Annotated in this window: 9 protein-coding genes; 4 read left to right on the top strand and 5 right to left on the bottom strand. The window is 63.5% G+C overall.

Annotated elements, in window-relative coordinates; translation table 11 throughout:
* The coding region (locus AC1DXN_RS27385; RefSeq protein WP_477421738.1) for an alcohol dehydrogenase catalytic domain-containing protein at positions 1–764 on the bottom strand (764 nt) is incomplete at its 3' end.
* A 197-nt stretch (positions 765–961) separates the two neighbouring features.
* On the opposite strand from AC1DXN_RS27385, the gene AC1DXN_RS27380 reads away from it, so the two are divergent.
* Positions 962–2974: an acetyl-CoA carboxylase biotin carboxylase subunit gene (locus tag AC1DXN_RS27380; RefSeq protein ID WP_477277277.1), complete on the top strand. Its 2013-nt coding sequence runs from the start codon at positions 962–964 to the stop codon at positions 2972–2974.
* Positions 2975–2995: 21 nt separating this feature from the next.
* Here AC1DXN_RS27380 and AC1DXN_RS27375 read toward each other — a convergent pair whose 3' ends face one another.
* Both AC1DXN_RS27375 and AC1DXN_RS27370 read right to left on the bottom strand, forming a co-directional pair.
* Complete coding sequence (locus AC1DXN_RS27375; protein WP_477277279.1) at positions 2996–3445, bottom strand: hypothetical protein; 450 nt, start codon at positions 3443–3445, stop codon at positions 2996–2998.
* Between the two features lie 5 nt (positions 3446–3450).
* Positions 3451–3678 carry a hypothetical protein gene (locus AC1DXN_RS27370; protein WP_477277281.1) on the bottom strand — a complete coding sequence of 76 codons (228 nt, stop codon included), beginning with the start codon at positions 3676–3678 and terminating at the stop codon, positions 3451–3453.
* Between the two features lie 270 nt (positions 3679–3948).
* Between AC1DXN_RS27370 and dnaE the strand changes: the two genes are divergently transcribed.
* Positions 3949–7443: a DNA polymerase III subunit alpha gene (gene dnaE, locus AC1DXN_RS27365; protein WP_477277468.1), complete on the top strand. Its 3495-nt coding sequence runs from the start codon at positions 3949–3951 to the stop codon at positions 7441–7443.
* On the opposite strand, the gene AC1DXN_RS27360 is transcribed toward dnaE, so the two are convergent.
* Entirely contained in the window at positions 7440–8321 is an 882-nt protein-coding gene (locus tag AC1DXN_RS27360) for a DMT family transporter (RefSeq protein WP_477277283.1), read from the bottom strand. The genes dnaE and AC1DXN_RS27360 overlap by 4 nt on opposite strands.
* A 185-nt stretch (positions 8322–8506) precedes the next feature.
* On the opposite strand from AC1DXN_RS27360, the gene AC1DXN_RS27355 reads away from it, so the two are divergent.
* Positions 8507–9013: a hypothetical protein gene (locus AC1DXN_RS27355; protein ID WP_477247330.1), complete on the top strand. Its 507-nt coding sequence runs from the start codon at positions 8507–8509 to the stop codon at positions 9011–9013.
* Between the two features lie 10 nt (positions 9014–9023).
* Here AC1DXN_RS27355 and AC1DXN_RS27350 read toward each other — a convergent pair whose 3' ends face one another.
* Positions 9024–10352, bottom strand: coding sequence for a DNA polymerase IV (locus AC1DXN_RS27350; RefSeq protein ID WP_477277285.1), 1329 nt, complete (start codon positions 10350–10352; stop codon positions 9024–9026).
* Between the two features lie 65 nt (positions 10353–10417).
* Between AC1DXN_RS27350 and AC1DXN_RS27345 the strand changes: the two genes are divergently transcribed.
* Complete coding sequence (locus AC1DXN_RS27345) at positions 10418–10993, top strand: N-acetyltransferase family protein (protein WP_477277287.1); 576 nt, start codon at positions 10418–10420, stop codon at positions 10991–10993.
* The last annotated feature ends 29 nt before the right edge of the window (positions 10994–11022 follow it).

Here is an 11022-nt window from a genome sequence, read left to right as displayed (position 1 = left end):
CGCTTGGTCATGTGGACGAGGTGCGGCACGACATCGCCGTCGATCTCCTTCGGGTTGACGAAATGCGTCATGCCGAACTTTTCGCCCCAGGCTTTCTTGTCGTTGTTGAGGTCAACGCCGATGATCATGTCGGCGCCGGCAAGGCGCAGACCCTGGATGACGTTGAGGCCGATGCCGCCGAGGCCGAAGACGACTGATGTCGCGCCTTGCTCGACCTTGGCGGTGTTGATGACGGCGCCGATGCCGGTGGTGACGCCGCAGCCGATGTAGCAGATCTTGTCGAAGGGGGCGTCCGGGTTGACCTTGGCCAGCGCGATCTCGGGCAGCACGGTGAAGTTGGAGAAGGTCGAGCAGCCCATATAGTGAAAGATCTTGTCCTTGCCGATCGAGAAGCGCGACGAGCCGTCCGGCATCAGGCCTTGCCCCTGCGTGGCGCGGATGGCCGTGCACAGATTGGTTTTTCTGGACAGGCAGGACGGGCACTGCCGGCATTCCGGCGTATAGAGCGGGATGACATGGTCGCCTTTCTTGACCGACGTGACCCCCTTGCCGACATCGACGACGATGCCGGCGCCTTCATGGCCGAGGATGGCTGGAAAGAGACCCTCCGGATCGGCGCCCGACAGAGTGAACTCGTCGGTGTGGCAGATGCCGGTCGCCTTGATCTCGACCAGCACCTCGCCGTCACGCGGACCATCGAGGTCGACCTCCATGATCTCCAGCGGCTTTCCAGCAGCGACAGCGACAGCGGCGCGGGTTTTCATCAGACAATTCCTCCCAAGGCGGTTTTTTGCTCAAGCTTTCAGGTTTTCTCGATGCGATCAACTGGAAGCTGGTGGCAAGACTGGGCCACAGCGGCGAATTGGAATCGCAAATCGATTGAAAGGCGGTGAATTGCATGGTCGGCTTGACCGCACAAGCACAGGCCATAAAAGGAATGGCCGGAGGGAACGACATCAGCATGTTCACCAAAATCCTGATCGCCAACCGCGGCGAGATCGCTTGCCGTGTCATCAAGACGGCGCGCAAGATGGGCATTGCCACGGTTGCCGTCTATTCCGACGCCGATCGCGACGCCGTGCATGTCGAGATGGCCGACGAGGCGGTGCATATCGGACCGTCGCCGGCCGGGCAGAGCTATCTCTTGCCGGAAAAGATCATCGCCGCCTGCAAGCAGACGGGCGCGCAGGCCGTGCATCCCGGCTACGGCTTTCTCTCCGAGCGTGCATCCTTCTGCGAGGCGCTGGAGGCGGAGGGCATAATCTTCATCGGCCCGAAGCCCAAGGCGATCAAAGCGATGGGCGACAAGATCGAATCGAAGAAATTCGCCAATGCCGCCAAGGTTTCCACCGTGCCCGGTTGGCTCGGCGTCATCGAGAATGCCGATCACGCCGAAAAGATCGCCGGCGAGATCGGCTATCCCGTGATGATCAAGGCCTCGGCTGGCGGCGGCGGCAAGGGCATGCGCATCGCCTGGAGCCAGTCGGAGGTGCGCGACGGTTTTGACCGGGCGCGCTCGGAAGCCAAAAGCTCGTTCGGCGACGATCGCGTCTTCATCGAAAAATTCGTCGTAGATCCGCGCCACATCGAAATCCAGGTGCTGGCCGATGCGCATGGCAGCACGCTCTATCTCGGCGAACGCGAATGCTCGATCCAGCGCCGCAACCAGAAGGTCGCCGAGGAGGCGCCGTCGCCTTTCCTCGACGCCAAGACCCGCAAGGCCATGGGTGAGCAATCGGTGGCGCTGGCCAAGGCGGTCGACTACCAGAGCGCCGGCACCGTCGAGTTCATCGTCGACAGCGACAAGAACTTCTATTTCCTTGAAATGAATACGCGATTGCAGGTCGAGCACCCGGTGACGGAGCTTGTCACCGGCATCGATCTCGTCGAGCAGATGATCCGCGTCGCCGCCGGCGAAAAGCTTGATATCAAGCAGAGCGACGTCAAACTGAACGGCTGGGCGGTGGAAAGCCGGCTTTACGCCGAAGATCCCTACCGCAACTTTCTGCCGTCGATCGGCCGGCTGACGCGCTACCGGCCGCCGGAGGAAGGACAGTTCGGCGACGTCATCATCCGCAATGATACCGGCGTTACCGAAGGCTCCGAGATTTCGATGTTCTATGACCCGATGGTGGCAAAGCTCTGCACCTGGGCGCCGACGCGGCTGGCGGCTATTGACGCCATGTCGGAAGCGCTGGACAGTTTCGTCGTCGACGGCATCGAGCACAACATCCCGTTCCTGGCCGCGCTGATGCAGCATCCGCGCTGGCGGGAAGGCCTGATATCGACCGGCTTCATTGCTGAGGAATATCCCGACGGGTTTGCACCGATCGTTCCCGACGACGAAGAAAAAGCGGTGCTCGCATCGATCGCCACTGCGGTCGAACTGCTGCGCCGCGACCGGCTCGACCGGCTGAGCGGGCGGCTGGCGCCGCATTCCGGCGCGCTGAAACGCGACTGGGTTGTGAAGATCGGCAAGGACTATCTTTCGGCCGCCATCCTCGAAGGCATGATCTCGATCCCGATGGAAATCGACCTATCGATCGATGGCGGCAAGGCGCTGACGGTAGCGTCGGACTGGCGGCCGGGCGACCTCATCTGGCGCGGCACGGTCGGCTCCTCCAAGATCGCGGCGCAGATCAGGCCGCTGCCGAACGGGCTGCGCATCGCCTGGAAAGGTATGTCGGTGACGGCGCGCGCCATGCTGCCGCGCATCGCCGAGCTCGAAAGACTGATGCCGGAAAAAGTGCCGCCGGATACGTCAAAAATGCTGCTCTGCCCGATGCCGGGCCTCGTCGTGTCGATTGCCGTAGCCGAGGGGCAGGAGGTCAAGGTGGGCGAGACTTTGGCCGTGGTCGAGGCGATGAAGATGGAAAACGTGCTGCGCGCCGATCGCGACCTGACCGTGTCGAAACTCAACGCCAAGCCGGGCGACAGCCTTGCCGTCGATGCGGTGATCATGGAGTTCGCCTGATCTTTCGATGGCAGACGGCCGTCAGGCGTCTGCCGCCAGCATGCTCTGATCGGTGACGACGTAGACGCAGGCGCGGCAAGCGTCGGCGCCGCGCTGGCTGTACCAGCGGCAGGACCCGCGGATGGCGCAGCGCGGCAGGTGTTCGGCTGGTGCGATCATCTGGTCGGCCATGCCGGTCAGCACCTTTTCGATGACGCCGCAGGAATTGCCGGTCCACTGTTTGCACTTGCCTTCGACGCAACGGCCGGCAAAGCGGAAGCGCGCTTCCGGCACGCCGGCCTTACTCGCCAGATCGACGAACTCGGCATCGATCTCCAGACGCGTCGGGATCGGCTGGACAATGCCGTCCGCCCCGACAACGCCAATCAGCAGCGCCCCCGGTTCGGCGCGGGCGCTCGGACAGGACTTTTCGCCGTCCTCGGCGATTTTCGAACCCGCCGAGGCCTTTTTGATATCTGAGGCAAGTACCATCGGTGTCAGCGCAGCATTCCGTTGATCTCTTTGTCGAGCACGGGAAGCTGGTGCTGGTCGATATGCGCGACCAGTCCGAGCCATTCCCGGGGAAAGCGCAAGACGAGTTCCGGCTGCGTGTGCGTGTCGGCGAGCGTCGCCAGCACCGCGTGCTGGATGGTTTTCGCCAGCTTCTCATCCATACCCTTGGAGAGCTTGAGACCCGAGAGATCGACGACAAAACGGTTGGCCATGAAAATCTCCTGTCAAAAAGATGATTTCGTCCACATTGGTAGTGTGTCGATAGCGGTGCCCCTCAACCATGAAGCGCTTCACACGGACTGTTCTCAGGTGCCGCCAGCCATTCGCGCCAACGTCCAGTTTGTCGGGGATCGGCAGATATCGGGGCGGGGAATGCTGGCGGGCGGTGGCGCGGGAGCCTAGATTAAGGCGACAACCAGATTCGCCGGCAGAATTGAGAGCCAAGTCGAGTGGCAGACGAGAAGACGACACGCGATCCGCTGATGCGCGAGGCCATTGCCAGGGCGGCAAGGCCTGAGGCGCCGGCGCGGCCTTTCATCCATCTGCGCGTGCATTCGGCCTATTCGCTGCTCGAAGGCGCTTTGCAGCTCAGCAAGATCGTCGGCCACGCCGTGCAGGACGAGTGCCCGGCGATCGCCGTCACCGACACCAACAATCTGTTCGGCGCGCTCGAATTTGCCCAAAAGGCGGTGAAGGACGGCATCCAGCCGATCATCGGCTGCCAGATCGATCTGGTCTTTTCCGGCGAAACCAGCGACGCCCAGCGCGACCGCCGCCGGCATGGGCCCGAGATGAGCCCGGTGGTGCTGCTCGCCGCCACCGAGGCCGGTTACTCCAATCTGGTCAAGCAGGTCAGCCGGGTCTATCTCGAGACGCCGCCGGGCGAACCCGTGCATCTGACCACCGAGATGCTGCAAGGCCATTCCGGCGGTCTGATCTGCCTCACCGGCGGGCCGCGCGGCCCGATCGGCCGGGCGCTGAAGGAAGACCGCCGCGATCTGGCCGAGGCGCGGCTCCTGGCTCTCAAGGCGCTGTTCGGCGACCGGCTCTATGTCGAGCTCGATCGGGTTTCCGGTTATGATCGGGCGATCGAGAAATCCTCGGTCGATCTCGCCTACAGTCACGATCTGCCGCTGGTCGCCACCAACGAGGCGTTTTTCTTCGCGCGCGACGACTATGACGCGCATGACGCACTGATCGCCATTGCCGAAGGCTCGGTGGTCGCCGCCGACAACCGCCGCCGGCTGACATCAGACAATTTCCTGCGCAGCCAGGCCGATATGGCGCGGCTGTTCGCCGATCTGCCGGAGGCGATCGACAACACGGTCGAGATCGCGCTGCGCTGTTCCTACTATCCCAAGAACCGCAACCCGATCCTGCCGCGATTCACCGGTGGCGATGTTGCCGACAATGAATTGGCGCTGAAGGCAGAAGCCGACGAACTGCGCCGGCAGGCGCATGAAGGGCTCGACGCCCGGTTGGCAGCGCATGGACCCACCGTCGGCTACACGGTCGAGCAATATCGCGAGCGGCTGGATTTCGAGCTCGGCATCATCGAGAAGATGAAGTTTCCCGGCTACTTCCTGATCGTCGCCGACTTCATCAAATGGGCCAAGGCGCAGGGCATTCCGGTCGGACCGGGCCGCGGTTCGGGCGCGGGATCGCTGGTCGCCTATTCGACGACGATCACCGACATCGACCCGCTGCGCTTCTCGCTGCTGTTCGAGCGCTTTCTCAATCCCGACCGCGTCTCGATGCCCGATTTCGACATCGACTTCTGCCAGGACCGGCGCGAGGAGGTCATCCGCTACGTCCAGCAGAAATACGGCCGCGACCAGGTCGGACAGATCATCACTTTCGGTACGCTGCAGGCCCGCGCCGTGCTGCGCGACGTCGGCCGCGTCCTGCAGATGCCCTATGGCCAGGTCGACAAGCTGTCGAAGATGGTGCCGCAGAACCCGGCCAATCCGGTCAAGCTCGCCGACGCCATCGCCAACGAGCCGCGCTTTGCCGAAGAGGCCGAGCGCGAGCCGATCGTCCAGACCTTGCTCGACATGGCGCAGAAGCTGGAAGGCCTCTACCGCCACGCCTCGACGCACGCCGCCGGCATCGTCATCGGCGATCGGCCTTTGTCCGAACTGGTGCCGATGTACCGCGATCCGCGCTCGGACATGCCGGTCACCCAGTTCAACATGAAATATGTCGAGCAGGCCGGGCTGGTAAAATTCGACTTCCTTGGCCTGAAGACGCTGACGGTGCTGGAGACCGCGGTCAAGCTGATCCGCCGCCGCGGCATCGAGATCGATCTGGCGACGATCCCGCTCGACGATCCCGATACCTACGCGATGCTGTCGCGCGGCGAAGTGGTCGGCGTGTTCCAGGTGGAAAGTGCCGGCATGCGCAAGGCGCTGATCGGCATGCGACCCGACTGCATCGAAGACATTATCGCGCTGGTCGCGCTCTACCGGCCCGGCCCGATGGAGAACATCCCGACCTACAACGCCAGAAAGCATGGCGAAGAGGAGATGGCCTCGATCCACCCCAAGATCGACCATCTGGTGAAGGAGACGCAAGGCGTCATCGTCTACCAGGAACAGGTCATGCAGATCGCGCAGGAGCTGTCCGGCTATTCGCTGGGCGAAGCCGACCTTTTGCGCCGCGCCATGGGCAAGAAGATCCGCGCCGAGATGGACAAACAGCGCGAGCGTTTTGTCTCGGGCGCGGTCGAGCGCGGCGTCGGCAAGCCGCAAGCCGACTTCATTTTCGACCTGCTGGCCAAGTTCGCCGACTACGGTTTCAACAAGTCGCATGCCGCCGCCTATGCGGTTGTTTCCTACCAGACCGCCTATCTGAAGGCGCATTACCCCGTCGAATTCCTGGCGGCGTCGATGACGCTCGACATGGGCAACACCGACAAGCTCGCCGATTTCCGCCAGGATGCACTGCGTCTCGGCATTGTGGTCTCGGCGCCGTCGGTTATGACGTCGTTCCGGAATTTCGAGGTCGGCGAGAACCGCATCTTCTATTCGCTTGCCGCTCTCAAGGGTGTCGGCGATGCGGCGGTCGAGCATATCGTCGCCATGCGTGGCGAAAAACCGTTCAAGAACCTCGCCGATTTCTGCGAAAGGGTCGATCCCAAGATTGTCGGCAAGCGCGTCTTCGAAAGCCTGATCACCGCCGGCGCGCTCGACTGCTTCGGCCACGACCGCGCGGCGATGATGGCGGGGGTCGAGCGGATGATGGGGCTGGCTTCGCTGGCGCAGCAGAACGCCGTCTCCGGCCAGGCGGACATTTTTGGCGCTTCGCTGGGCGCCCAGTCGCAGGCGCTCAACCTTCCGGTGACAGAGCCGTGGCTCGCCGCCGACCGTCTGCACCGGGAATTCCAGGTGGTCGGCTTCTATCTTTCGGCGCATCCGCTCGACGAGTACAAGGCGGCGCTACAAAAGATGCGGGTGCAGAACTGGGGCGAGTTCTCGGCCGCAGTCAAGCGCGGCGCCGCCGCCGGGCGGCTGGCCGGGACCGTGACCACCAAGCAGGAGCGCAAGACGCGCACCGGCAACAAGATGGGCGTTATCGCTTTTTCCGACACGTCCGGCCAGTATGAGGCCGTGCTGTTTTCCGAAGGGCTGGCGCAGTATCGCGACCTGCTCGAGCCCGGCCGCTCGGTGGTGATCACCGTTTCGGCCGAGGACCGGCCTGAAGGCGTCAATCTGCGCATCAACTCGGTGCAGTCGCTGGAGGACGAGGCCAGCCGCATCCAGAAGGCGCTGCGGGTCTTTGTGAGAGACGAGGGCCCAACTTCAATCATTCAATCGCAGCTCAAACAGCGTGGCGACAGCCAGGTCAGTATTATCCTGATCAAGGGAGAGGCGCAGGGCGAGGTCGAGATCGCTTTGCCGGGCGGGTATCGCGTCTCGCCACAAATTGCATCCGCCATGCGCGCGGTGCAGGGCGTGGTGGAAGTCGAGCTGGTCTAGGATGCCGCGATCTCGGCTGCTTGCGGTGCCTTGCGCTGCAGGTTGAGCAGATTGCCCATCAGGATGAGCAGCGCGCCGCCGGCGGTGAAGGCGTCGATCTGCTCGCTATAGAGCAGCCAGCCGATCAGAGCCGATAACGGCACGCGCAGAAAATCCATCGGCGAGATGACCGTCGCGTCGGCATAAGCGAGCGCGCGGGCCATGCAGAAATGCGAGGACATGCCGCTGAAGGCGATCAGCACGATCCACGGCCAGAGTTCCAGCGGCGGGTTGCGCCATTCGTAGAGCGCCGGGATCAAGCCGACCACCGACTGGATGATCAGCATCCAGAAGATGATGCGCACGACGCTGTCGGTGCGCGTCAGCGATTTGACCATGACCACCGAGATGCCGAAGCAGACCGCGGCACCGAGCACGATCAGATGTCCCGGATCGACGGCGCCGACGCCGGGGCGCACGATGATCACCACGCCGATCAGACCCAGCGCGATCGCCGCCAGCCTAGGCCGCGACAGCCGTTCGCCGAGAAAGCCGACCGCCAGCAGCGCCGTCCAGATCGGTGTCGTGAATTCGATCGAGATCAGCACGGCGAGCGGGATCAGCGTCAATGCGTAAAGCCACGCCGCCTGGCCGGTGTAGTGGATGACGTTGCGGGCAATATGGGCGACGGGGCGCTGCGTGCGCATCGCGGCAAAGCCGCCGCTCATCATCACCAGCGGCAGCAGGATGAAAAAGCCGATCACCGAGCGCAGCTCCAGCACCTGGAAGACATTGAGTTCGGCTGTCGTGGCACGGCCGGCGACCGACATCGCCAGGAACGATGCGATCGACAGCGCCATCCAGAATGCGGCCTTGGGGATCGAGGGAGCAGGTGCCATGTGCGCTATCTCGCAAGTCGGGACCTTTATCGCAACCGCTAGCCGCCGCATTCGACTGGGCCACAGCCGCGTTGCAAAACAGTCATGTCGGCAGCGGAACCTGCCGCTGCGGCAGGCGTTGATTCCCGGTATTTGCCAAAATTGTTGGAAGTGCGGTTTTTCAACACCAACGGGGAGAGTTTAAGATGAAATCATTCGCACGATTTCTGCTTGCCGGGTGCCTGATGGCCGCAAGCGGCGCAGCCCATGCCGACGAGGCCGATTTTCTGAGCTCATTGCAGGGGAATTTCGCTGGCAAAGGCACGGTCCAGGTAACCACCGATGTGCCGAATGTCGGTGTATCCTGCAGCTTCAAGTCGAATGCGACCTCAACCTCGCTCTCGCTGGATGGCAATTGCCGCGGTCTCGTTGTGGTAACGCGGGCCATCAGCGCCAACTTGAAGGTCACAGGTGCGAAATACAGCGGCGTCTATGTCGGATCGCGCACCGGGCCGGCGCAGCTCGCCGGCAGCCGATCGGGCAATGCGATCAATCTCGGCATTCGTTGGGCCCAGGTCGTCAACGGCGATCTCAAGGCGCGGCTGACGGTCGAGAAAACCAGCGGCGACGGCATGCGGCTGACGGTTACCGACGTCGATCCGAAGACCGGCAAGAGCGTGGTGACGAGCCGGATCGATCTGAAGCGAACTTGATCTCGATGCCTCAATCCTCAATCGGCTCGGGCGGGTGGGCGTTGCGGCCCTTGCCGAAGGTATAGCCGGTTTCCACCGCCTTCTTGCCGAACTTGTCGCGCAGCGTGTCGATGGCGCCTTCGGCCATGGCGCGCTTGCGCGACTGGATGTCGACGAGGTCGGGCGGGTCGGCCTTGTCGTCGTCCGAGAGGTCGCTGACGCCGATGCCGAGCAGCCGGTATTTCGTCCCGTCCGCTTCCTTGCGCAGCAGTTCGAGCCCGGTCTGGAAAATGCGGTCGGCCAGCCGGGTCGGGTCGCCGAGCTGTCGGTTGCGGGTGCGGAGCTTGAAATCCTGCGTCTTCAGCTTCAGCACCACGGTGCGCCCCGCAATACCTGACTTCTTCAGCCGTCCCGAGACCTTCTCCGACAGCGCTCTCAGCACCGGGACCAGTTCGTCCATGGTTGCAATGTCGGTGTCGAAGGTGGTTTCCGCCGATACGCTCTTGGCGTCCTGGTCGGGATGGACGCGGCGGTCGTCCTCGCCGCGCGACAGGTGGTAAAGCCGGTCGCCCATGACGCCATAGCGGCGCATCAGGTCGCCGCGCTCCATGCGTTGCAACTGGCCGATGCTGCGGATGCCGTCGCGTTCCAGGTTTGCGCCGAAGGCCTTTCCCACACCCCAGATCATCGTCACCGGCTGCTCAGCCAGAAAGCCGGGCGCCTCGGCCTCGCCGATCACCGAAAAACCGCGCGGCTTGCGGAAGTCGGACGCCACCTTGGCGAGGAACTTGCAGTAGGAAAGGCCCGCCGAAACGGTGATGCCGATCTCCTTTTCGACAGTCAGCGCGAACCGCGCCAGCACCACGGCAGGCGGCATGCCATGCAGCCGCTCGGTGCCGGCAAGGTCGAGAAAGGCCTCATCGATGGAGAGCGGCTCGACCAGCGGCGTCAGCGCCTGCATCAACGCGCGCACCTCGCGGCCGACGCGGACGTATTTTTCCATGTCCGGCGGGAGAACGACCGCTTCCGGACAGGCTTCGAGCGCCTTGAACATCGGCATCGCCGAGCGCACGCCGTGGATGCGGGCGATGTAGCATGCGGTGGAGACGACACCGCGCTTGCCGCCGCCGATAATCAGCGGCCGGTCCTTCAGCGCCGGATTGTCGCGCTTTTCGACGGCCGCATAGAACGCGTCACAGTCGATATGGGCGAGATGCAGACGGTAGAGTTCGGAGTGGCGGGCCAGCCTCGGGCTGCCGCAGCGCTCGCAACGGCGTGCCTCGCTGCGCTGAAAGGTCAGGCAGTCGCGGCAAAAACCGTGCTCGGGATTGTTGACAGGGGCCGCCATCGCTGCGAACATAAAGAGAACAAATGCAATGGTACGTCAGTCCGAGGGCAGCGACAAGCTTGGCCTGGGGAGAACGCATGAGCACGACCATAAAGCCGCTGGCGCCCGCGCTGTGGGCGGATTTCGAAGACCTTTTCGGCAAGCAGGGCGCCTGTTACGGCTGCTGGTGCACGCATTTCCGGCTGGCGCCGGCCGTGCGTCGCGAGAGCAGCCGCGAGCGCAACAAGGATCATATCAAGGCGCGGATCGAGGCCGGGCCGCCACCCGGCCTGCTGGCCTTCGAGGACGACAAGGCGGTCGGCTGGATGCAGATCGGCCCGCGTGCCGACGTGCCCGAATGGAACAATCAGGGCAGGGGGTCGGCGCCGGTCGACCCGGCCGATGCCATGGATCCCGGCGTCTGGGCGATCTCCTGCTTCTTCATCCGCGCCAAGGCGAGGGGGCGAGGCATCTCGCACCGACTGGTCGAAGGCGGCATCGCCTTTGCCCGCGAGAACGGTGCGCGGCAGGTCGAGGCCTGCCCGATCGACCTGTCGCGCGATTCGCGATCGATTGGCCTGTTCGTCGGCTCGTCGCGGGTGTTCGAAAAGGCCGGCTTCGAGCGGCTGGTCGAGCGCAAAACCGGCCGGCCGCTGATGCGGCTGGTGCTGTAGGACAGCCCGCCAGCAATCATGGGTGTTGT

The sequence above is a fragment of the Mesorhizobium sp. P2_H9 genome, from assembly GCF_056403215.1.
Note: the sequence above shows the minus strand (reverse complement) of the source record. Positions and strands in the feature narration are given on the sequence as shown.